Origin of the sequence: Rheinheimera sp. SA_1, assembly GCF_001669775.1 — a bacterium.
Taxonomy (GTDB): domain Bacteria; phylum Pseudomonadota; class Gammaproteobacteria; order Enterobacterales; family Alteromonadaceae; genus Pararheinheimera.
The window spans coordinates 727779-749206 of sequence record NZ_LXWK01000015.1; the positions used below are offsets into that span (position 1 = coordinate 727779).

Here is a 21428-nt window from a genome sequence, read left to right on the forward strand (position 1 = left end):
TATTCTTTTGAGCTTCTGGTGTGTTTTTATCAAGCAAACAACTTTGCTGATAACAAGTCCTTAACCACGGCCTGGTAGTTTTTTCCAGGTTACTTCATCCCGCACATACACAGGTTCAGCCAGTTCGGCAGCGATAAATTTACCAGCGACAAAGGCCGGAACAGCCAGTGCCAGCATATCCTGCGCTGATGGATATAAGATCTCATCGCAAACTTGCGCCGCTTGCCACTGCAGCATCGGCTCCCGATATGTTTGCCAGCCGGTGCCCACACCAACACAGTCACCGGTTAAGGGACTGGCAGTTAAAGCCGTTGGTTTAATGGCGATTTCTGGGGCAACCTCTTGCATCAACAACTTTGCATCGAGGGCAAAAAAGCCCAGATAAATTTCCGCCATCCGCGCATCAATGGCTGAGATGACTTGCTTCGCGCCATGCAACCGATACGCCGCCTGCGCCATCGCAGCTAATGTCGAAACACCATAAACCGGAATATCTGCGCCAAAGGCCAAACCTTGGGTGACCCCAACGCCAATCCGCACCCCGGTAAAACTGCCCGGGCCGCGACCAAATACGATGCCGTCCAGCTGTTGCAAGGTTAACCCACTTTCAGTCAGCAGCTGTTGCACCATCGGCAACACTCTTTTGCTATGTTGCTGCGGACAAACCTCATCCAGATGCAACAATTCAACGCCGTTCAACAGCGCCACTGAACAGCCTTCGGTTGAAGTATCTATCGCCAATAATTTCAATTTTTTGCTCCACTACTGTGAATATGTTCTAAAAATTCAACCGCTTGCCCGACATCGCGACTACGGCGCATCGGCGGCAACGATTTAATAAAAACTTCGCCATAAGCTCTTGTCACCAGCCGGCTATCACAAATCGCCAGCACACCACGGTCTGACACATCGCGGATCAAACGGCCGACGCCTTGTTTTAAAGTGATCACCGCCTGTGGCAATTGCACCGCAGCAAAAGGGTCTTTGCCTTTCAGTCTGGCATCTTCGCTACGCGCCTGCAGCAAGGGTTCGTCCGGTGAGGCAAACGGCAGTTTGTCGATTATGACGCAACTGAGCGCATCACCACGCACATCAACCCCTTCCCAGAAACTGCCGGTGCCCAATAACACCGTATGTTCCAGCTCAACAAACTGCTCCAGTAAAATCCGCTTACTGGTACTGCCCTGCACTAGAATCGGCAAGCTGATGCGTAGCGGCAGTTCTTTCGCCATCCATTGCAGCATGCGGTGGCTGGTAAATAAGAAAAAACAACGGCCGTTATTGGCGGTAATAAGCTTCACCGCCAATTCCAGCAAAGCCTGATTAATTTTCGGATCTGTGGGTTCCGGCAAATAGCGCGGCACCAGTAACATCGCCTGATTTGGGTAATCAAACGGACTATCCAGCAACATAGTGCGGGCGTTTTGCAACCCCATCTGCTCGGTAAAATGGGCAAAACCTTCATCGACCGACAAAGTTGCCGAAGTGAATATCCAGCTGCGTTTTTTGCCTACGTCCTCTTCATTAAAAACCAGTTCGTTAAATTTATCGGCGATGCTAAGTGGCGTGTAATGCACGCTGATGGTGCGGGGTGTGGTTTCATACCAGAAACTTACGCCGGTGCGATGCACGTCCAACAGTTTATCCAGCCGGGAACGGGCGGTGGCGAGCCGTTCATAACAGCTATCGACTTGATCAGACCGACCTAAACTGGTTTTTAATACCTGATACACCATCGACATCGCATCGCCGATTCGGGTCATCGCAATTTGCATATCCGGCCTTTGATAACAATCGCGCCAGTTGCCTCTTTGTGGATCGCCCGGCAGCAACAGCCGCCAGTCTTTGACTAAAGACGCTAATTTATCTGCAGTTTTTGCCAGCTGCGGATGATCGCGAAGCTCAGTTTTACAGGCCATTTCAATGTCGCGGCATAGGTCCAACAACAACTTCGACGACACCGATTCGCCAAAATACTCGCTGGCGATATCAGGAATTTGGTGCGCTTCGTCAAAAATCACCACATCCATATTCGGCAGCAGCTCGCCAAAACCAGTGTCTTTGAGCGCCATATCAGCAAAAAACAAATGGTGATTCACGACCACCAAATCGGCGTTCATGGCTTTTTTACGGGCTTTTAGCAAATAACAATCTTCAAAATCCGGGCAATCTTTGCCGAGGCAATTATCAGAAGTGCTGGTGACATAAGGCAAAGCTTTGGAATCTTCAGCGATATAGGTCAGTTCGCCGATGTCACCGCTATGGGTTTCACTGGACCACTTTTTAATCAGCGACAGATCCTGGATCAACAGCGGATCCTGCACCGGCACATGTTGATAATGTTGAGTCAGCCGGAACAAACATAAATAATTGGCGCGGCCTTTTAATAATGCTGTCTGAAGCGGTAACGCCAGCGCCTTTAATACCTTCGGCAAGTCGCGGAAATACAGTTGTTCCTGCAGGTTTTTGGTACCAGTGGATAAAATGACTTTTTTACCGGCCAATAATGCTGGCACCAGATAAGCGTAGGTTTTGCCAGTCCCGGTACCCGCTTCGACCACCAGCGCCGAACCATCGCGGATGCTGTCGGCAACCGCTTGCGCCATTTGCAGCTGCGCGTCCCGGGCTTTAAAACCGTCGATGTTTTTCGCGAGCCGGCCATCGTCAGCAAAAGCTGCGGTGATTTCAGCATGCATGCTGTGTACTCCGGACAAAACTTGTTGGCAGCCATCTGTGCGTGCGCTGCACTGTATCGTCGACAGCCATCAAAAACAGGATAAATGCAGAGTACATCGAGATACGCCTTGGGGGCAGCCGTTATAAATCAGGGGGCTATTATGACGGCGCAAGCTGGCTGCTGCAAACGCTCTGCAGTTTAAATACAGCTGGTGATTAGATTAATAAAATTGCGGCGGTTAACTCACACATAAATATCCAGATGACCATCCGCATCCACATGCGCCTCTGCATCAGGCGTCACTACATGACTAGTTGGGATTAAATGCAATTCTTGTTCGATAGTTTCAGGTTCGGCCGGGTATTCAGGATGTTGCTGGTCTGAAGATTGCTGCTCTGCTGCCTGTTGCTGTCGCTGTTTCGGCTCTTGCCAGCCAACGCGGAATTTTTTCTCATTGCTGGTCTCTGCGTGGATCCGTTCATATTTCGCCACCGGCAAGATCAGCCGAACCGGCGTTTCCACCGGCTGGGTATTGGTTCGCGTGAGATAAGGGTAAAACGCATCCATTGTTTATTACCTATTGTCTGTTTAGGCTCATTAGCACCTAAGGCTATGCCTGTACATTATTTGTACCACCAGACTGTTAGTCCACCATCATTGCAAAAAGTGCACATTTGGTGAAAACCAGCTGTGTTCTCTATGTCGGCAACATTAGATTTTGCTTGAGCAACAAGGCATTCACCGCCGAACAAAACTATACAACCAGAGCATTTATTGACCAATACCTGCGTTACATTACAGAAATCACTTTTGAATAAAATTCAACTCAACCTGCCGAAAAACCACAACAATAAGCGCAAATTCAACAACTTAATATAAACACACCCAAGTTAGCCCTTCGATTAATTTTTAAATTCCCTCTTGTCAGGCTGAAAAAAAGACGATAACTTGTATACAACAAAACGCTGCGCAGGTTACTGACCTGGTGCAAGCTCAATACAGGATAAACAACCATGCTTCAATTCATTCTGATGACCCATCATCACCATCATCATCCGAAATAGCCAATCAGGTTAAGTCGCTGAGGGGCTATGAAAATGGTAGCTCCGGTGCATTGAATCATTCAACAACAACCCCGGAACTACGCCGGGGTTGTTGTTTTTTACGGTTTTACAAATTTAACGAATAGCAACGAGTTGCACTAATACTGCACTCAATTGCAAAGAGGATAAGCAGATGACAGTCACCAACGAAAGCCAAAGATTACGTATCGCCATTCAGAAATCTGGCCGGTTATCGCAGGAATCGCAAGCGCTGTTAACCAGCTGCGGCCTGAAAATTAATCTGCGTGAACAACGTTTAATCGCCCATGTAGAAAATATGCCCATTGATTTACTGCGGGTACGTGACGACGATATTCCAGGGCTGGTGATGGACGGCGTTTGCGATCTGGGCATTATCGGCGAAAACGTGCTGGAAGAAATGTCGCTGCAGCGCCAACTCGATAACGAAACTTATGACTATACCGTGCTGGCGCGGCTTGATTTTGGTGGCTGCCGTTTATCCATTGCGGTGCCACAAGAAGAAAACTACGGTGGCGTCAAAGATTTGGAAGGCAAAACCATCGCCACCACTTACCCAAGATTATTAAACCGTTACCTGAAACAAAATGGCGTGAATGCACGTACTGTGAATCTGAAAGGTTCAGTCGAAGTCGCGCCACGGGCTGGTTTGGCTGATGCGATTTGTGATTTGGTCTCCACTGGTGCCACGCTTGAAGCCAATGGTTTAAAAGAAGTAGAAGTGATTTATCGCTCCAAAGCGGTACTTATTCAGCGTCGTGATTTAACCGACAGTGCCCAACTAAAGCTACTGAAAAAGCTGATGCCACGTATTCAGGGTGTGATGCAAGCCAATGAAAGTAAATACATTATGCTGCATGCTCCACGCGCCCGACTGGCCGATGTGATTGCCTTGTTGCCAGGAGCTGAAAACCCGACGTTGCTGCCGCTGGCTGGCAATGACGATTTAGTGGCTTTACATGTGGTAAGCAGCGAAACTTTATTCTGGGAAACGATGGAACAGCTCAAACAACTGGGTGCAAGTTCTATACTGGTATTACCGATCGAAAAAATGATGGAGTAAATCATGCTCGAGGTCAGGATCAGTGTCTGGGCAGAGTTAGATGAAGATGGCAAAAAACGGTTATTGGCACGGCCAAAACTGAAAAATGCCGACGATTTACCAGAGCAAGTGTGCAGCATTATCAAAGCAGTCCGTAACACCGGCGATAAAGCGCTTCGGTTTTACAGCCAGAAATTTGATGCGGTCGACAGCAATGAGTTGGTGTTATCAAAATCATTACAACAACAACAGCTGGCGAAACTGACCGCTGAACGCAAAGCGGCGATTGATTTGGCTTACAACAATATCCGCGCCTTTCACAGCGCGCAGTTGCCAAAAGACATCAAACTGGAAACCAGCCCCGGTGTGCTTTGTGAACTGAAACATGCCGCTTTTGACAGTGTTGGGTTGTATATTCCGGGTGGCAGTGCACCGCTCCCTTCAACCGTGTTGATGCTGGGTGTACCGGCACAATTGGCCAATTGTCGGCGCGTGGTGCTAGTAACGCCACCCGGTCAACCCAAAGCCTCTGATATTGCACCGGAAATTATTTATGCGGCGCAGCTTTGCGGCATCAGCGAAATTTATACCGTCGGCGGCGCACAGGCGATTGCTGCTCTGGCCTATGGCACAGATTCGATTGCCAAGGTGGATAAAATTTTCGGTCCTGGTAATCGCTTTGTGACCGAAGCCAAACAACAAGTCAGTAAAGATCCACTGGGCGCAGCCATCGATATGCCGGCCGGCCCTTCGGAAGTGCTGGTGATTGCTGATGCAGCAGCCAGCCCGGCTTTTGTCGCCGCCGATTTGTTATCACAAGCCGAGCATGGTGTTGACTCGCAAGTGGTACTGATTAGTGACAGCCAGGAGTTACTGGATGACACAGTGCAGGCGATGAACGAACAGTTGCTGAAATTACCTCGCGCTATCATCGCGAAAAAAGCCATTGATCACAGCCGTTTTATTTTGACTACCGATTTAGAGACTGCCGCCATAGTTTCGAACTTGTATGCACCAGAGCATTTGATTATTCAGACCAATCAGGATCAACAACTGCTGCCCAAACTGACCAACGCCGCCAGCATTTTTGTCGGTGCCTGGACGCCGGAATCAGCTGGTGATTATGCCAGCGGCACCAACCATGTGCTGCCAACTTATGGCTATAGCCGCACCCATTCCAGTCTGAGTTTGCTGGATTTTTACCGCCGCTACACGGTGCAAACCATTAGCAGTCAAGGCATTCGCGCCATCGGCCCGGCCATTATCACTTTGGCAAGCGCCGAGGGTTTAACTGCCCACGCCAATGCGGTGAAAGTGCGATTGACGGCTTTGGAAAAACAGAGCAAACAAAGCAGTGAATTTAAACAAATTCCGGCCGCTTCTAAATAATACGGATTTAAAGTAAATGAGCAGTTCTGACAACAAGTTAAATATCAGTACCTTAGCGCGCGATTCCGTCAAAGCCATAGTCCCCTACGCTTCAGCGCGCAGCAGCATGAGCGGCGGCGCGGTGTGGCTGAACGCCAATGAAAATGCCTTAGCGCCGGAATATCAGCTGTCTGGCAGTTACAATCGCTACCCGGAATGTCAGCCGCCAGCGCTTATTGCGGCCTACGCCTCTTATGCTGGTGTCGATACATCGCAGGTTCTGGTCAGTCGTGGTGCCGATGAAGGGATTGAGCTTTTGATCCGCAGCTTTTGTGAGCCGAAAACCTCAGGCCAAGCTGGAGATAGTATTTTAATTTGCCCACCGACTTATGGCATGTACGCCATCAGCGCCGAAAGCAATCAGGTGAGCCGCACTATCGTGCCTTTGCTGCCTGATTTCACCCTGAACCTGCCGGCAATGTTCGAAGCAGCAACTCCAAAACTGGTGTTTATCTGTAGCCCAAACAACCCCACCGGCGATTTAATTCCACGGCAGCAAATTCTGCAAGTGTTGGATTTTTATCGGGATAAAGCTTTAGTGGTGGTTGATGAAGCTTATATCGAATTTGCCCCTGATGCTTCGGTGCTGAATTTACTCAGCGATTATCCAAATCTGGTGGTACTGCGCACTTTATCCAAAGCTTTTGCATTGGCAGGCCTGCGCTGTGGTTTTACCTTAGCAGCGCCTGAAATTATCAATGCACTGAAAAAAATGATTGCGCCTTACCCGCTGGCCGCACCGGTGGCGGAAATTGCTACTCAGGCGTTATCAAAGGCAGGTCAGGTACGGATGAAACAAAGTGTGGTGGTGATTAATCAACTACGCGACCAATTTATTGCCTTTGCCAAAACCCAAACCGCAGTGAAACAAGTGTATCCGTCGAGTGCAAATTATGTGTTGCTGCAAGTGGCGGATGCTGCGGATTGCGTGGCCAAAATTGCCGCGCAAGGCATTTTAATCCGCAATCAATCCAGCCAAATTGGCCTGTCACAAGTGGTGCGGGTGTCGATTGGTAGTCCGTCAGAAATGGCCTTGGTCACGACCGCCTTAAGTCAATACTTCTCAAATTCAACTCAAACCATAGGAGCCAACTAATGTCTGGCCAACCGATTTTATTTATTGACCGCGACGGCACGATGGTCGAAGAGCCAGCCATTGATAAACAACTGGATTCGCTGGAAAAACTAGCGTACGAGCCAGGTGTGGTGCCGGCATTACTAAAGCTGCAGGACGCCGGTTACCAGCTGGTGATGGTCACCAACCAGGATGGCCTCGGCACCGCGAGTTTCCCACGCGACACCTTTGATGCGCCGCACGCAAAAATGATGCAACTGCTAAATTCACAAGGCATTCGTTTTGCCGACACTTTAATTTGTCCACACTTTGACGCGGATAACTGCAGCTGCCGCAAACCTAAATTAGGGCTGGTCAAAGACTATCTGCAGCAAGGCCGTATCGACTTTACTAATTCTTTTGTGATTGGCGACCGTTTAACTGATGTGCAGCTGGCGGAAAATATGGGCTTACCGAGCTTTCGGTATGACCGCGAAACCCTGGGTTGGAGCGAGATTACCAAACAGATTTTAAGCAAAGGCCGCACCGCCACCGTAGTGCGCACCACCCGCGAAACCGATATCCGGGTCAGTGTCGATTTAGACCGCAAAGGCGGCAACAGCATCAGCACCGGCGTTGGCTTTTTTGATCATATGCTCGATCAAATCGCCACCCACGGTGGCTTTTCACTGCAGGTATCGGTGAAAGGCGATTTACATATTGATGATCACCACAGCGTTGAAGACACCGCTTTGGCGCTCGGTCAAGCGCTGAAACAAGCGATTGGCAACAAACGCGGCATCAACCGCTTTGGCTTTGTGCTGCCGATGGACGAATGCCGCGCCGAGTGTACTTTAGATTTATCCGGCCGCCCTTTGCTGAAATTTGATGCAGAGTTAGGCTCAGGTTTGGTTGGCGAGCTGAATCTGGAAATGGTGCCGCACTTTTTTAGAAGTTTAAGCGACGCCATGCTGATGACGCTGCATTTATCGGTTAGCCCGGGTAATAAACACCATATGGTGGAAGGTTTGTTTAAAGCCTTTGGCCGCGCTTTGGGACAAGCGATTTTAAAAACCGGCGATGAACTGCCAAGTAGTAAAGGCGTGTTGTAAATGACGGATTTGCTTGCTAAAAATGCGCAAACATCGTTGGTGATTGTTGACACCGGCTGCGCCAATATCACCTCGGTCTATTGCGCCATCGAACGTTTAGGTTGCCGCGTTAGCATCAGCAGTGATGCCGCCGTCATTCAAAGTGCTGATAAAGTGATTATCCCGGGCGTTGGCACCGCCTCGCAGGCGATGGCCAATATTTCGGCGAAAAATTTGGTCGAAGTGTTGCAAAACCTGAAGCAGCCTACGCTTGGCATCTGCTTGGGCATGCAGTTGATGACGGACTACAGCGCTGAAGGCGATGTGGCTTGTTTAGGGTTAATTCCCGGTCAGGTTTTGCCGTTAGAGGCCAAAGGTTTACGCCTGCCGCATATGGGCTGGAATACGCTGACCAAAACGGTTGATCATGCTTTGCTGCAAGGTTTAAACAGCGACGACTATGTCTATTTTGTGCATAGTTTTGCCGTGGCGCCGTCGGAATTAATGCTGGCAAGCTGTGATTATGGCAGCCAGTTTGCGGCGATTATCGGCAAAGGCAATTACCTTGGCATGCAATTCCACCCGGAGCGTTCCAGCAGTGTTGGCCGTAAGTTATTACAGAATTTTATTACGCTGAGTGCCGCAGATTTAGCAACCAAGTGATTGCTGCAAAACTTTATACCCAAAATCATTGACGATGCGGGTAGGCGACGAGAGAGCGAGTCCCAGGAGCATAGCTATCTATGTGACTGGGCGAGCGAAAGAAGGCAACAACCCCGCATCTTCAAGGATGACGGGTATAAAAGGACCCAATTTTGATTATCCCGGCAATTGATCTAATCGACGGTCAAACGGTTCGCCTCTATCAGGGCAGTTATGACCAGACCACCCACTACACGCAAACCCCGTTTGAATTACGTGATTTATACGCCAAAGCTGGTTCGGGCGTGTTGCATCTGGTCGATTTAAGCGGCGCCAAAGACGCCAGCAAACGCCAACTGACGTTGCTCAAACAACTGATGTTGGACGCCACCTTGCCCATTCAGGTCGGTGGTGGTGTGCGCAGTGAACAAGATGTGATTGATTTACTCGCGGCAGGCGCTTCACGGGTGGTGATTGGCAGTTTGGCCATTCGCGAGCCGGAACTGGTGCAAAAGTGGTTACGAATTTACGGCGGCGATCGCATTGTACTGGCACTTGATGTATCGATTAACGCGCAAGGCGAAAAAACCTTGCCAAGCCATGGCTGGATTGAAGCATCAAACATCACTTTAGAGCAGGTGCTGGATGGTTTTATTACCGCTGGCGCCCGCCATGTGCTGTGCACCGACATCAGCCGTGACGGCACCTTACAAGGGCCGAATGTGGAACTTTATCAGGAGCTTGCGGCGAAATACCCTCAAATTCAGTGGCAAGCATCCGGTGGTGTTGGCAACCTAAATCACATCCGCAGTTTACGCGGTAGCGGTGTCGCCGGGGTGATTTTAGGCCGCGCTTTGCTGGAAGGTAAATTTAGCATTGAGGAGGCCATTGCATGCTGGCAAAACGGTTAATTCCTTGTCTGGACGTGCGTGATGGCGTCGTCGTCAAAGGCGTACAGTTTCGTAACCATGAAGTGATTGGCGATATAGTTCCGCTGGCCAAACGCTACGCCGAAGAAGGCGCTGATGAACTGGTGTTTTACGATATCACCGCCTCCAGCGATGGCCGGGTGGTTGACAAAAGCTGGGTGCGGCGCATCGCCGAAGTGATTGATATTCCATTTTGTGTCGCTGGTGGTATTAAATCAGTGGAAGATGCGGGTCGCATTTTAGAGCTCGGCGCTGATAAAATCTCCGTCAATAGCCCGGCCTTAGCGCGGCCTGAACTTATTCAGGAACTGAACCGCGCTTATGGCCAACAATGTGTGGTGGTCGGCATCGACAGTTTTTTTGATCAAGAAACTGGTTTATATCAGGTCTACCAGTTTACCGGCGATGAGTCCCGCACCGCCAAAACCCGCTGGCAAACCGTTGATTGGGTCAAAGAAGTTCAACGGCTGGGTGCTGGTGAAATCGTCCTGAACTGCATGAATCAGGATGGTGTGCGCCAAGGTTATGATTTAGCGCAGCTAAAATTAGTACGCGACGCTTGTCAGGTGCCGCTGATTGCATCAGGTGGCGCCGGTGCAATGAGCCACTTTCAGGACGTGTTTTTACAGGCCGATGTCGATGGCGCTTTAGCGGCCAGTGTTTTTCACAAAGGTATTATTCAAATCAGTGATTTAAAGCAGTTTTTATTAGCTGCCAAGGTGGAGATCCGGCCATGAGTAGCATTTTTGATAACGACAGCATCGAACTGCTGAAATGGCCAGCCGATGGTTTGTTGCCGTTGATCGTCCAGCACGCCATTTCCGGCAAAATCCTGATGCAGGGTTATGCCAATAGCGACGCGCTACGCCACACCTTAACTTCAGGCCATGTCACTTTTTTCAGTCGCAGCAAACAACGGCTCTGGACCAAAGGCGAAAGCTCAGGTCATTTTTTGAAGTTGCAATCGTTAGCAGCGGATTGTGATTCGGACAGTTTATTGGCACTCGCCCTGCCCGAAGGCCCAACCTGCCACGTCGGCACCGAAACCTGCTGGCACGATAACGATGCCAATAGCCCAAGCTTAAGCTTTTTAACCGATTTAGAAGCGGTGATCGCCGAGCGGCAACATGCTGATCCGAAGTCCAGCTATACCGCGTCATTATTCGCCCGCGGCGTCAAACGCATCGCGCAAAAAGTTGGCGAAGAAGGCGTGGAATCGGCGTTAGCGGCGATGGCCGGTGATCGCGAAGAGCTGAAAAACGAAGCGGCGGATTTAATCTTCCATTTGCTGGTGTTGCTGCGCAGTCAGGATCTACAACTAAATGATGTGATTGAGGTGCTAAAAAGCCGCCATCAGTAGCCGGCTTTGCTGCTGACGCAGGATTTAATCATCCCGCGTCAACACTTCCAATAACTCAATTTCGAAAGTGAGATCAGAATTCGGCGGGATCATCGAGCCAATTTGGCGCTCGCCATAAGCCAGCGCCGCCGGGACCCAAAGTCGGCGTGTACCGCCGGTTTTCATCCCTTGTAGCCCCAATATCCAGCCTTGGATCACCCGGTTATTACTCAGGACGCACTGAAAAGGTTCACCCCGGCGATAGGACGAATCAAACTCGGTACCGTCGACCAAAAAACCGCGATAGTGCGTGGTAATAAGTGCCCCACGCACCGCAGCTTTACCTTCGCCCACGATCAAATCTTCTATTTTCAGTTCGCTCGTCATTTCTGCTCCAAGTAGTGATACGCCCAAAATCTGAATCAATTCAACACTGCACCCCGCAATGCCCCCGGCAAGTATATCGCCCGACCCAGTTCAGGTGCACGAGCGAAATGGTACTACAACGTTATAAATAACCGGTCGCTCAATTCAAACGCTCAACATTGCATAAACGTCGGTTTCCGACTATGAATATTTACAGTCGGCTGCAAGAGGAATGCTTAATGTCCGTACCACAACAAGTGTTGATCGCGGAAGATGACGAATTGCTTGCGCAGTTTATCGCCTTGCAGTTGATTGAATGTGGCCACTTGCCACTCATCGTCGGCGATGGGGAAGAAGCAGTCACTGCAGCATTGAGTTACCGTTACGACATGGTGTTGCTGGACTGGCAAATGCCGAAACTGAATGGCCTGGCGGCTGCCACATTGCTACGTCAACTTGGTTACAACAAACCTTTAGTGTTGATGAGCGCTGATGTTGTCGACACACCAGTCGTTGATTTCTGTCTGCAAAAACCATTGCATATGTCGGAGCTAATAGCTTGCCTCGGCGGCGACCCCATCGTGCCATTCAATTTTATTGTTGCACCTGAATTACAACAGCAATTTAAATCCGCGTTGGCTGATATTGAGCAGGCCCTGAGACATGCCGCGGATACACAGGATGAACTAACCATTCGCCGCCTGATTCATCAATTAAAAGGCAGTGCTGAGAGTTTTGGCGCCGGAGCCATCGCAGAAGCCGCCGATCAATTGCAACGATGCTGGCAACATAAGCCGCTTCAAACCGAGCAGCTTACAGATTTAATGCAATTACTGGCAAAGGAGCAAAACCATGTTGCGTGAATGGAAAATTTTGTTGGTCGACGATCAGGATTACACCCGACAACTGTTGCGGAATCTGCTGATAGCGGTAACCCAACATGAAGCGCTAAAACCACGCAAATACAGCTATCTACAAGCAAATTCGGCAATGCAGGCAAGATTTATGTTTAACTTGTACCGGCCTGAACTGGTGTTTCTCGATATTGATTTACCGGATGGCAATGGCCTTGACGTACTGCAGAAACTGAAAATCGACCGCGAAAATTGTTTCATCGTCATGGTCAGTGGCATCAGCACTCTGGAAAATGTCAAAACTGCCATGAGCAAAGGTGCTGCGACTTTTGTGGTAAAACCTTTTAACGGCGATAAGATTCTTTCCGCACTGCAATTGTTCGACAAATTTATCAATGAGCGCAGCTTACCGAATAAGTCGCAGCACCCTTCCTCTCCAATATAATCCCCTTGAATTCAGACTCGCACTTCTTCCAGAAGCGGTTACACCGAGCCAGTGCATTTCCCAACTCACACCTGCGTTTGCCGGTGCTGTTATTGCATGCTGTTAAATAACCTGAACTCAAACTATAGGCAGTACCTTGATTTAGTGCAGAAAAGTCGGGGGGTATATTTTGCCTGGACTAGGTGTAGGTTTGTGTGAAGCCGGGCGAAGTGCTTGCTTATGTTTACATGACCGGGAATGGCAACAGCGACTGCAATATCTCAGTCGCCCGACATCCATTCACCTCAAAGCCAATTAGAACTCTGGCTGAAAATGAAACGCCACCGCAATACGGTTCCAGCTATTGATGGTCACGATTAATGCCGTCAGATTCAGAATTTCCAGCTCGGTGTAAACCGCAGCAACCGCCGAAAAGTCTTCATCTGAAACACCATGGGCTGCCACTAAAGTTAAGGCTTCGGTCCAGCGCAGAGCCGCTTGTTCACGCGCACTAAAAGCTGAAGTGACTTCATGCCAGGCTGGCAACACGTCCAGTCGATGTTGTTGTTCGCCATCTTTTCTGGCCTCTGCTGCATGCATATGCTGACAAAAAGCGCAGCCATTGAGTTGAGAGGCGCGGATTTTCATTAAATGGATCAAGCTTTTTTCCAGCCCGGAATCTTCAGCGGCTTTGGCAAGTCCGACCAAATGCTGCACGATGGCAGGTTGGTTTTTATAAACCTGGGTACGACTAATACGTTCTGACATAAACACCTCCAATGGTTGAGGTGGCCAGTTTACAAAGTGGCTATCGGGCAGAATTGGAGATATGCGACATCTTGCGTTTTTTGTATTGCCCCGGGGTTTGACCGGTGATCCTGGAAAAATGTTGATGCAGATGGGCTTGATCATAAAAACCCGCTTGTTGCGCCACGGCCGCTAAGCTGCAGGTCGGATCGTTGCTGATGATAAACCGGGCTAGTTTCACTTTTAGTAGCAGTTGCAATTGCGCCGGCGACAAGCCTGTTTCCAACTTAAACTGCCGTTCAAACTGGCGGCGGCTTTTTGGCAACTGCTGATAGACATGCTGTAAGTCAGCGGCAGGTTGTTGTAAAAGCGGCAGGCTTTTTTGCACCAAACTACCTTGCATGCCACTCTGCTCTGCCAAATGTAATAACCAACATTCAACGGCAGTCAGTTGGGTCGAAAGCTCTGCATGCTGAGCCAGCTGATCCAACAGCCAGTCAAGCCCTGGCGGGTTTACCAGCCGTAAATCTATTGGCAGATCAGGTACTTCTGTAGGACTCAACCCCAGCAACTGAAAAGCGCCGGTTGGATGAAAACGGACGCTGAGGAGCTGCATGCCAGCACTAAAGCGTGCCTGACTTAATTGTTGTTTGTAACGAAAATGGCAAGTTGGCCGCTGATTTGGCTGAAATTCAAACAGTAAATTGCTACCACCGTCCGGATAAAGTGCATGGCTTTGCGCTGGATCCTGTAACCCAGTCACCTTGAGTGACCAATACAATTGCACCCAGGGTTGTAGCTGTATACAAGGCAGATGTTGCTGCAGCCCTAACGCGGCGAGCCGAGGATCCAGCTGAAAAACCAGCTGAGTTGGCGTCGCAGAGACCTTCATTTTAGTGTCAATTAATGTGGCAGGTGGCAATTTGGCATCAGTCAATTTGGTAGAAATCCGTCGATTTGTCGATACAGCTTAAACCGCGTCAACTCAGGCGACAAGCAGCAGTGCATGACTCTGGAGGTAGCCATGCACTGTGGTTTGCGTTAGTACTTTATACTGCAGCCATAAGGTTTGGTCACAGCTGGATTCACCACCTGCCCCGCCAGCACTGCACGCATGGCATTGGCAAAATGCGGCGTGGCTTTTGCGATATCTTCAACTTTGGCGGTCGGGATGCTGTCGATGCCGCCCATATATTGCAAAACGCCATTCTTATCAATCACGTACATATGAGGGGTGGTTTTGGCATCATAGGCTTTGCCAGCAGCGCCAGATCCGTCGAATACCACTGCTGTGGGTTTGGCGTTGCGACTTTTTGTCAGTTCATCAGCTTTCTCACCGCTAACATGACCTTGTTTACCCGGCGCCGACGAAATGACGCTCAGCCACACCTGATCGGCATTGGCAGTAAATTCGCCTTGTAGCGCCTGCATATTGCCGCTGTAGTGTTTGACTACAAACGGACATTGGTCATTGGTCCATTCCAGCACCAGCGTTTTACCGGCAAAATCTTTGAGTTGATGCTGCTTGCCCTGGCTATCGACGACGGTGAAATCCGGCGCTGGCTGGCCAACCTGGGGCATTGCCAGGGCCAAAGTACTGCTAAAACTCAGACCAGCAACCAAAATTGCTTTGGACATCAAACGGCTTGTTGCTTGAAATTGTTGTATTTTCATCTGATGGATCATCTGTTGAGCTCCTGATTAAAAAACACTGTTAAAAAATCATCGTTGTTCTGTCTTAGAGCTTTGGCTGCTGCGGTCCCGCAGCAAGTGCTTCCGACAGGGTGTTTGGTGTCAGAATTTGCGGCAACACCTGGCCGTCCTGCCCCGGAAAATACAACACATACAGCGGCACGCCATCGCGGCCATATTGTTTTAAATAGGCGCTAATGACCGGATCTTGTTTGGTCCAGTCGCCTTTTAAATAACTCAGCTGATACTGCTGCATGGCAGCTTTACTCTGTACGGTATTGAGCGCCACCCGTTCATTCACCAGACAAGTAATGCACCAATCTGCAGTCATATTCACCAGTACAGGTTTGCCCTGGGCTCGTAATTCTTGTAACCGTGCAATTGACCAGGTTTCTGCCGAATGCGCTGATGCCGGGCTTGCTGACGCCGACTTTGTCGTCAGCTCAGGTTGACTGATACTCAGCAGTGCTAACACCAAAGCAATCAACGCAATACCTTGTTTTAGAAAGGTTCTGTGTCCTTGCTGTTGAGCAACTTGCACCAAACCCCATTGCCAACACGCCACCGCTAACGCGACTAAACCCAATAACGCCAGCGCCAAAGCATCAATACTGGTTTGCCGGCCGTACACCCACAACAACCAAACCGCACTCAGGTACAAAGGGATCGCCAGCCAATGTTTTAACTGTTCCATCCATGGCCCGGGTTTGGGTAGTTTTGCCGCCAATTGCGGCCATAGCGCCAGCAGTAAAAATGGCAATGCCATCCCTAAGCCCAGCGCTGCAAACACCAACAACGCCACTGCAGCCGACTGCGTGGCCGCATAACCTAAAGCAGTGCCCATCATCGGTGCAGTGCAAGGGCTAGCGACTGCCACCGCCAACACGCCGGTAAAAAACGAACCACGGTGGCCGCTTTGTTGCGTTAGCTGTTGACCGCTATTCATCAGCCCCAGCCCAAACTGCAATAAACCGGACAAACTTAAGCCCAGCGCAAACAGTAAAAATGCCAACAACGCCACTAACAATGGGTTTTGCAACTGAAAACCCCAGCCCAGACTTTCGCCACCGGCACGCAGCAATAACAACAGCGCCGCCAGTGCCACAAAACTGACCACCACGCCCAAGCTGTACCACAAAGCTTCAGCGCGCTGCGCGGCCAGTTGTTGACCGGCGCGCGACAGGCTCAGTGCTTTGAGCGACAATACCGGAAAGACGCAAGGCATCAGATTCAGGATCAGCCCGCCTGCGAGCGCAAACAGCAGCATCGACGCAAATTCAGTCAACGCAAATGTTTGAGGTGGTGGATTTTTGGGGTTCTTCGCAGCAAAGGCTGGCGATGTCGTAGTTTGATGGTGCAACAGCAGTTGTTTGGCACCGCTAGCGGTGATCAGTACCAGCGGCAACGCTGCCGGAGCCTGACTAAAATAAGTATTTTGTGGTTGTCGCAGCGTCAGCTGTCCAGGTTCGCCTTGCACTGCCTGATAGTGCATTTGTTGATTGGCGGCATGGTCAACAATTTCACCGCTCCCCACAAAAAATGCGCTGACTTGAAGGTCTTGCGGCAGCTCAATCACCGCAGAAAACGACTGATCCTGCATTTGATATCGCCCTACCAAGGTCAATGCCTGCGGCAACGCTTGCCGGGCTTTCGCAAACAAAGCGCTGGCGGCAGTAGAAACTTCAGCAGTGGCTGCGACTGGCAACGTCAGACGAAAGCTGGCGGTTGCCGGAATACAAATTTCCTGACACACCAACCAATCGACGGTGGCGACAATATCCAGACTTTCGTCAGTAAAATCAGCTGGGATCTTAAGATCGGTCAGTAAAACACTTTGACCTTCATAACCATAATTAACCAGCGGCGGAACTTTGATCACTTTTGGTGTTGGCCACTGGATAGCTCCAGCGCTAACGCCAGCTGGCAACTGCCAGTTTATTGTGGTGGCAAGCCCCGAATCGCCAGGGTTTAACCAGTAGCTATGCCAATGCGGCTCGTGTTGAGTATTGAGCGCCAGCGTCACGGTCTGGCCCGGTTGCAGCTGACGATATTCGCTGACCAGCTCGGCTTTTAAGTGGGTACTTTGCACCCAGCCACTACTTGCGGCATAGGCGGCCGGGCACCATAGCAAATACAGCCAGGTCAACAGCCGGATCCATCGGAAATGAGCAAACAGCGCCAGTTTTGTACTCAAACCAAGCTTATGCAAACCAAGCCAACCTGTATCGTCACTATCGGATAAGTTAGTGTACGAAATTCCGCCACATCCGATCGGCTATACAATTGCCATCAACCGCACCAGAGCAGCATTCTGCCTCAGTGCGGTTCAAGGTAACGGCTATTACAAGCTTTGTGGCAACAGGATCTCAGCCGCCTTAACTTCGGCTGGCAATAACTGCCGCCACCACTGCTCAGTTGCGGCCTCAAATACGGCCTCATTCTGATTGATGCTGGCAGACTCCGCCAACAACACCGTCTGCCCAAACATCGGCGTTAATAATGGCACCTGATATGCAGCCGCCGCAGTGCTCAAGCGCAGCAGCGGCTCATACCAGGGGTGCATCGCCAAATCAAAGCTGCTGTTATGCACCGGGATCATCACTTTGCCGAGTAAATCCAAATGCGCGCGCAGCGATTGTTCCGGCTGCATATGAATATCAGACCACATATCGTCATAAGCACCGGTTTCAATCAACGTCAGATCAAAAGGTCCTAATCTGCGGCCAATTTCGGCAAAACCCGGGAAATAACCAGAATCGCCGCTGAAGTATAAATTCAGCTTTTCAGTTTTAATCGCCCAGGATGCCCACAAGGTTTGGTTTTTATCAAACAAACCACGGCCGGAAAAATGCTGAGTCGGCGTGGCGGTAAAAGTCACACCTTTGCTTTGATGCTGCTGCCACCAATCCAGCGCGACAATTTTCGCAGCCGGTACGCCCCAGTCGCGCAGATGTTGGTCCACACCTAGCGGGACGATAAACAAAGCGGTGCGCTCTGCAAGCGCCTGAATACTGGCTTTATCTAAATGATCGTAGTGATCATGTGAAATAATAATACCTGCGAGTTCAGGTACTTCGGCAAGTTCAAGCGGTAACGAATGAAACCGCGCCGGCCCCACCAGTTGGCTTGGTGAAGCGCGTTTTGAGAACACCGGATCAAGCAGCCAATAATGACTGTTCAGCTGCAGCAACACAGTGGAATGGCTGATTTTATACAGCAGATCGTTTGCGCCCGCTTGCGCCGGTAATTGCATCCGTTGTACTGGTAACGCCTGCGCCGGCGTTTTATCGGCCACGGTTTCGGTCAGATAGCGCCATAAAATCGCACCAATTTTGCCATCGCCGCTGTCGACTTTGGCAGCCTGGTTTTTAAATGGCCCGCGCACTGCCTGCGCCATTTCAGCATTTTGTTGCCAACACACAGATTTGATCATGATTGCGCCTCCAAGGCTTAATCCGAGCCAGAACCACAGCTTTGATTTGTTGATTGAACGGATCTTAAACTTGCTTTTTTGCACGGTGGAATTTCCACAACTAAAAGTAAACTACACAGTGTAGTTTACACATAGAAATGCAAAAGTAAACTCATTAGTGTACAATTTTCAAAGTACTTATTCAGTGTGCTCATTCGCATTGATCAAATAGATCGGGGACATCATGGTGCAAGTTGTTGTGACACAAAGTCGTTCTGAACAAAAACGTCAGGCAGTGCTCGATGCCGCAGTGGCGGAATTCCAGCGTTGTGGTTTTAGCGGCGCCAGTATGGATGCGATCGCTGAACTGGCACAGGTGTCCAAGCGCACTGTGTACAACCACTTCGCCAGTAAAGAAATTTTGTTTGAGCAAGCCACGGTGTTGTTGTGGTCACGCAGCAAATCCGCAGCGACTGTGCCTTTTGATGCCAAAAGACCGCTCGCTGATCAACTGGCGCAAATTGCCCGCCAAAGCTGGGCTTATTATCAGCAGGACGATTTTATTGAACTGGCCCGGGTGGTGATGGCCGAATATATCCGCCAGCCGGAACGCGCCGTGGCTGCCATGACGCAACTGGAGCAACAGGAAGGTGGTTTAGAAAGCTGGCTTAAAGCCGCCACGGCCGCAGGACTGTTGCACATTCCTGATTTAAAACTGGCCGCTTCGCAATTCTGGGGTCTGTTTAAAACCTTTTCGTTTTGGCCCAAAGTGTTTCAGCTCGGCAGTTACGATGGGCAACAACAACAGATTATCGACAGCAATGTAGCGATGTTTTTGGCGCTGTATACCCGTCATCCTTGAAGTTGCAGGCAAAAAAAAGCCGCAGACCAGCTGCGGCAAGATGGAGTGCTACGGAAATCGAACGGTACTAATTACGAATTAAATAATCAAAAGCGCCTAAAGATGCAGTTGCGCCTGAACCCATCGCAATAATAATTTGTTTAAATGGCGTGTTGGTGGCGTCGCCTGCCGCAAATACCCCCTTAAGTGATGTCTGACCATGACTGTCGACAATAATTTCACCCCGTGGTGTTAATTCCACCACGCCACGTAACCATTCAGTGTTTGGCACCAAACCGATTTGCACAAAAATACCGGCCAGGGCGACATGTTTGGCTTCGCCACTCACGCGGTCAGTAAAGTTAATACCGGTCACTTTGTTGCCATCGCCTAAAACTTCAGTGCTTTGCGCGTTCAGAATGATGTCGATATTGCCCATCGAATTGGCTTTTTTCACCAGTACGGCGTCGGCGCGTAATTTGCTGTCAAATTCCAGAACTGTGACGTGTTCAACGATCCCAGCTAAGTCGATGGCCGCTTCAATACCAGAGTTACCACCACCAATCACCGCTACACGTTTGCCTTTAAATAAAGGGCCATCACAGTGCGGGCAATACGCCACACCACGACCACGGTATTCTTTTTCGCCAGGAACATTCATTTCTCTCCAGCGCGCGCCGGTCGAAAGAATGACAGTTTTTGATTTCAGTACTGCGCCATTGGCCAGTTCCACTTCAAACAGTTCATGCTGTGACAATTTCACGGCTTTTTGGCTATTCATGATGTCGACTTCATACTGCCGGACATGTGCTTCTAAATTGGCCACCAGTTTTGGACCTTCGGTTTCTTTTACCGAAATAAAGTTCTCGATACCTACAGTATCTGCCACCTGGCCACCAAACCGTTCAGCCAGTACGCCGGTGTTTAAACCTTTACGGGCGGAGTAAATGGCTGCAGCCGCGCCGGCTGGACCACCGCCGATCACTAACACATCAAAATTGTCTTTTTGCGCCAGTGCTTCGGCTTGGCGACTAGCAGCAGAGCTGTCGACTTTGTTCAGAATATTGGTCAGCGTAATAGCGCCTTGCGAGAACTGCTCGCCGTTTAAAAATACTGTTGGCACCGCCATTATATTGCGTTCAGCCACTTCGTTGCCAAACACCGCACCATCAATCATATTGGTTTTGATCTTTGGGTTCACTGCCGCCATCAAATTCAGCGCCTGCACCACTTCCGGACAAGTCTGGCAGCTCAGCGAAATGTACATATCAAACTGGAATTCACCTTCAAGCTGGGCAATTTGCTGCAGCACCGCAGTTTCTTCTTTAATTGGATGACCGCCGGAGTGCAACAAGGCCAGCACTAAAGAGGTAAATTCGTGACCCATCGGCACACCGGCAAAAGTAATTTCGGTGCCTTTAGCTTGCGAGCTCACCAGCATCGAAGGTACACGTTTGGCGGTAGGGTTGTCGGTCACCAGGATCAGATCAGATAAGGTCGCAATATCCAGCGCGAGTGCCTTCAGTTCCTGACCTTTTTCGCTTTGGTCAACTGCTAACGACAGCTCGACCGGCGTTTTTAAATTCTGCAGGTAGCTACGCAAAGTGTTTTTCAGGTTGGCATCTAACATGGGGTGATTCCTCTAAATTTGGCTGTTCAATTTTTTCTGAATTCGATAAAGCCATCATAACCAAAACCATCAAACATAAATAACGAATAAAACAAATGAAACCAATCATTATATTCGATTAAACAGCAATAACGGACCTTTGTTAAATGCAAAAAGGCCGGACAATGTCCGACCTTTT

At 49.8% G+C, this 21428-nt stretch carries 21 protein-coding genes; 11 read left to right on the forward strand and 10 right to left on the reverse strand.

The window, feature by feature from the left end; translation table 11 throughout:
* Positions 1-60 precede the first annotated feature (60 nt).
* The 3 genes from tsaB to A5320_RS10555 form a co-directional block, all read right to left on the reverse strand.
* Complete coding sequence (gene tsaB, locus A5320_RS10545; RefSeq protein ID WP_068064124.1) at positions 61-750, reverse strand: tRNA (adenosine(37)-N6)-threonylcarbamoyltransferase complex dimerization subunit type 1 TsaB; 690 nt, start codon at positions 748-750, stop codon at positions 61-63.
* The gene (locus tag A5320_RS10550) at positions 747-2696 is read right to left on the reverse strand and encodes an ATP-dependent DNA helicase (RefSeq protein ID WP_068064126.1); all 1950 of its coding nucleotides are present in this window, start codon (positions 2694-2696) and stop codon (positions 747-749) included. The genes tsaB and A5320_RS10550 overlap by 4 nt, the downstream gene beginning before the upstream one ends.
* A 224-nt stretch (positions 2697-2920) precedes the next feature.
* Positions 2921-3244 (reverse strand): hypothetical protein, encoded by a 324-nt coding sequence (locus tag A5320_RS10555; protein WP_068064127.1) that lies wholly within the window; start codon positions 3242-3244, stop codon positions 2921-2923.
* 669 nt (positions 3245-3913) lie between these two features.
* On the opposite strand from A5320_RS10555, the gene hisG reads away from it, so the two are divergent.
* From hisG to hisIE, 8 genes are all read left to right on the forward strand, one after another.
* On the forward strand, positions 3914-4822 hold the full coding sequence (gene hisG, locus A5320_RS10560) for an ATP phosphoribosyltransferase (protein WP_068064128.1): 909 nt from the start codon (positions 3914-3916) through the stop codon (positions 4820-4822).
* A 3-nt stretch (positions 4823-4825) separates the two neighbouring features.
* A complete protein-coding gene (gene hisD, locus A5320_RS10565) occupies positions 4826-6190 on the forward strand; it encodes a histidinol dehydrogenase (protein WP_068064131.1) in 1365 nt (454 codons plus the stop codon).
* Positions 6191-6206: 16 nt separating this feature from the next.
* Positions 6207-7325 (forward strand): histidinol-phosphate transaminase, encoded by a 1119-nt coding sequence (hisC, locus tag A5320_RS10570; RefSeq protein ID WP_068064133.1) that lies wholly within the window; start codon positions 6207-6209, stop codon positions 7323-7325.
* The gene (hisB, locus tag A5320_RS10575) at positions 7325-8395 is read left to right on the forward strand and encodes a bifunctional histidinol-phosphatase/imidazoleglycerol-phosphate dehydratase HisB (protein ID WP_068064135.1); all 1071 of its coding nucleotides are present in this window, start codon (positions 7325-7327) and stop codon (positions 8393-8395) included. Before hisC ends, hisB begins: the two co-directional genes overlap by 1 nt.
* Positions 8396-9037, forward strand: coding sequence for an imidazole glycerol phosphate synthase subunit HisH (hisH, locus tag A5320_RS10580; protein ID WP_068064136.1), 642 nt, complete (start codon positions 8396-8398; stop codon positions 9035-9037).
* A gap of 152 nt (positions 9038-9189) precedes the next feature.
* Complete coding sequence (gene hisA / locus A5320_RS10585) at positions 9190-9927, forward strand: 1-(5-phosphoribosyl)-5-[(5-phosphoribosylamino)methylideneamino]imidazole-4-carboxamide isomerase (protein ID WP_068064137.1); 738 nt, start codon at positions 9190-9192, stop codon at positions 9925-9927.
* Positions 9909-10682, forward strand: coding sequence for an imidazole glycerol phosphate synthase subunit HisF (gene hisF / locus A5320_RS10590; protein ID WP_068064138.1), 774 nt, complete (start codon positions 9909-9911; stop codon positions 10680-10682). The genes hisA and hisF overlap by 19 nt, the downstream gene beginning before the upstream one ends.
* Positions 10679-11305, forward strand: a complete 627-nt coding sequence (gene hisIE / locus A5320_RS10595; protein ID WP_068064140.1) for a bifunctional phosphoribosyl-AMP cyclohydrolase/phosphoribosyl-ATP diphosphatase HisIE — start codon at positions 10679-10681, stop codon at positions 11303-11305. The genes hisF and hisIE overlap by 4 nt, the downstream gene beginning before the upstream one ends.
* A gap of 24 nt (positions 11306-11329) precedes the next feature.
* On the opposite strand, the gene A5320_RS10600 is transcribed toward hisIE, so the two are convergent.
* Entirely contained in the window at positions 11330-11671 is a 342-nt protein-coding gene (locus A5320_RS10600; protein ID WP_068064142.1) for an FKBP-type peptidyl-prolyl cis-trans isomerase, read from the reverse strand.
* A 218-nt stretch (positions 11672-11889) separates the two neighbouring features.
* Between A5320_RS10600 and A5320_RS10605 the strand changes: the two genes are divergently transcribed.
* Positions 11890-12513: a response regulator gene (locus A5320_RS10605; protein WP_068064145.1), complete on the forward strand. Its 624-nt coding sequence runs from the start codon at positions 11890-11892 to the stop codon at positions 12511-12513.
* A complete protein-coding gene (locus tag A5320_RS10610) occupies positions 12503-12949 on the forward strand; it encodes a response regulator (protein WP_231916710.1) in 447 nt (148 codons plus the stop codon). Before A5320_RS10605 ends, A5320_RS10610 begins: the two co-directional genes overlap by 11 nt.
* Positions 12950-13243: 294 nt before the next feature.
* On the opposite strand, the gene A5320_RS10615 is transcribed toward A5320_RS10610, so the two are convergent.
* The 5 genes from A5320_RS10615 to A5320_RS10635 all read right to left on the reverse strand — a co-directional run bounded on the left by A5320_RS10615 (position 13244) and on the right by A5320_RS10635 (position 18800).
* Positions 13244-13696: a carboxymuconolactone decarboxylase family protein gene (locus A5320_RS10615; protein WP_068064147.1), complete on the reverse strand. Its 453-nt coding sequence runs from the start codon at positions 13694-13696 to the stop codon at positions 13244-13246.
* Positions 13697-13736: 40 nt separating this feature from the next.
* The gene (locus A5320_RS10620; protein WP_068064915.1) at positions 13737-14567 is read right to left on the reverse strand and encodes a helix-turn-helix domain-containing protein; all 831 of its coding nucleotides are present in this window, start codon (positions 14565-14567) and stop codon (positions 13737-13739) included.
* 149 nt (positions 14568-14716) lie between these two features.
* Positions 14717-15361: a redoxin family protein gene (locus tag A5320_RS10625; protein WP_331712107.1), complete on the reverse strand. Its 645-nt coding sequence runs from the start codon at positions 15359-15361 to the stop codon at positions 14717-14719.
* Positions 15362-15413: 52 nt separating this feature from the next.
* Positions 15414-17513, reverse strand: a complete 2100-nt coding sequence (locus tag A5320_RS10630; RefSeq protein ID WP_231916711.1) for a protein-disulfide reductase DsbD family protein — start codon at positions 17511-17513, stop codon at positions 15414-15416.
* A 195-nt stretch (positions 17514-17708) separates the two neighbouring features.
* The gene (locus A5320_RS10635; protein ID WP_082971673.1) at positions 17709-18800 is read right to left on the reverse strand and encodes an MBL fold metallo-hydrolase; all 1092 of its coding nucleotides are present in this window, start codon (positions 18798-18800) and stop codon (positions 17709-17711) included.
* Between the two features lie 223 nt (positions 18801-19023).
* Here A5320_RS10635 and A5320_RS10640 point away from each other — a divergent pair, with 223 nt between their 5' ends.
* Positions 19024-19641 carry a TetR/AcrR family transcriptional regulator gene (locus A5320_RS10640; protein WP_068064148.1) on the forward strand — a complete coding sequence of 206 codons (618 nt, stop codon included), beginning with the start codon at positions 19024-19026 and terminating at the stop codon, positions 19639-19641.
* 67 nt (positions 19642-19708) lie between these two features.
* Here A5320_RS10640 and ahpF read toward each other — a convergent pair whose 3' ends face one another.
* Complete coding sequence (ahpF, locus tag A5320_RS10645) at positions 19709-21250, reverse strand: alkyl hydroperoxide reductase subunit F (protein ID WP_068064149.1); 1542 nt, start codon at positions 21248-21250, stop codon at positions 19709-19711.
* Between the last annotated feature and the right edge of the window lie 178 nt (positions 21251-21428).

What these genes read in the sequence shown, in the direction of transcription:
- hisC (WP_068064133.1), top strand. Translation starts at nt 6,207, where the DNA reads ATGAGCAGTTCTGACAACAAGTTAAATATCAGTACCTTAGCGCGCGAT.
- A5320_RS10625 (WP_331712107.1), bottom strand. Translation starts at nt 15,361, where the DNA reads ATGATCCATCAGATGAAAATACAACAATTTCAAGCAACAAGCCGTTTG.
- A5320_RS10620 (WP_068064915.1), bottom strand. Translation starts at nt 14,567, where the DNA reads ATGAAGGTCTCTGCGACGCCAACTCAGCTGGTTTTTCAGCTGGATCCT.
- A5320_RS10550 (WP_068064126.1), bottom strand. Translation starts at nt 2,696, where the DNA reads ATGCATGCTGAAATCACCGCAGCTTTTGCTGACGATGGCCGGCTCGCG.
- hisF (WP_068064138.1), top strand. Translation starts at nt 9,909, where the DNA reads ATGCTGGCAAAACGGTTAATTCCTTGTCTGGACGTGCGTGATGGCGTC.
- A5320_RS10555 (WP_068064127.1), bottom strand. Translation starts at nt 3,244, where the DNA reads ATGGATGCGTTTTACCCTTATCTCACGCGAACCAATACCCAGCCGGTG.
- hisIE (WP_068064140.1), top strand. Translation starts at nt 10,679, where the DNA reads ATGAGTAGCATTTTTGATAACGACAGCATCGAACTGCTGAAATGGCCA.
- A5320_RS10640 (WP_068064148.1), top strand. Translation starts at nt 19,024, where the DNA reads ATGGTGCAAGTTGTTGTGACACAAAGTCGTTCTGAACAAAAACGTCAG.
- A5320_RS10610 (WP_231916710.1), top strand. Translation starts at nt 12,503, where the DNA reads ATGTTGCGTGAATGGAAAATTTTGTTGGTCGACGATCAGGATTACACC.
- A5320_RS10635 (WP_082971673.1), bottom strand. Translation starts at nt 18,800, where the DNA reads ATGATCAAATCTGTGTGTTGGCAACAAAATGCTGAAATGGCGCAGGCA.
- A5320_RS10615 (WP_068064147.1), bottom strand. Translation starts at nt 13,696, where the DNA reads ATGTCAGAACGTATTAGTCGTACCCAGGTTTATAAAAACCAACCTGCC.
- hisD (WP_068064131.1), top strand. Translation starts at nt 4,826, where the DNA reads ATGCTCGAGGTCAGGATCAGTGTCTGGGCAGAGTTAGATGAAGATGGC.
- A5320_RS10605 (WP_068064145.1), top strand. Translation starts at nt 11,890, where the DNA reads ATGTCCGTACCACAACAAGTGTTGATCGCGGAAGATGACGAATTGCTT.
- hisH (WP_068064136.1), top strand. Translation starts at nt 8,396, where the DNA reads ATGACGGATTTGCTTGCTAAAAATGCGCAAACATCGTTGGTGATTGTT.
- A5320_RS10600 (WP_068064142.1), bottom strand. Translation starts at nt 11,671, where the DNA reads ATGACGAGCGAACTGAAAATAGAAGATTTGATCGTGGGCGAAGGTAAA.
- ahpF (WP_068064149.1), bottom strand. Translation starts at nt 21,250, where the DNA reads ATGTTAGATGCCAACCTGAAAAACACTTTGCGTAGCTACCTGCAGAAT.
- hisG (WP_068064128.1), top strand. Translation starts at nt 3,914, where the DNA reads ATGACAGTCACCAACGAAAGCCAAAGATTACGTATCGCCATTCAGAAA.
- hisB (WP_068064135.1), top strand. Translation starts at nt 7,325, where the DNA reads ATGTCTGGCCAACCGATTTTATTTATTGACCGCGACGGCACGATGGTC.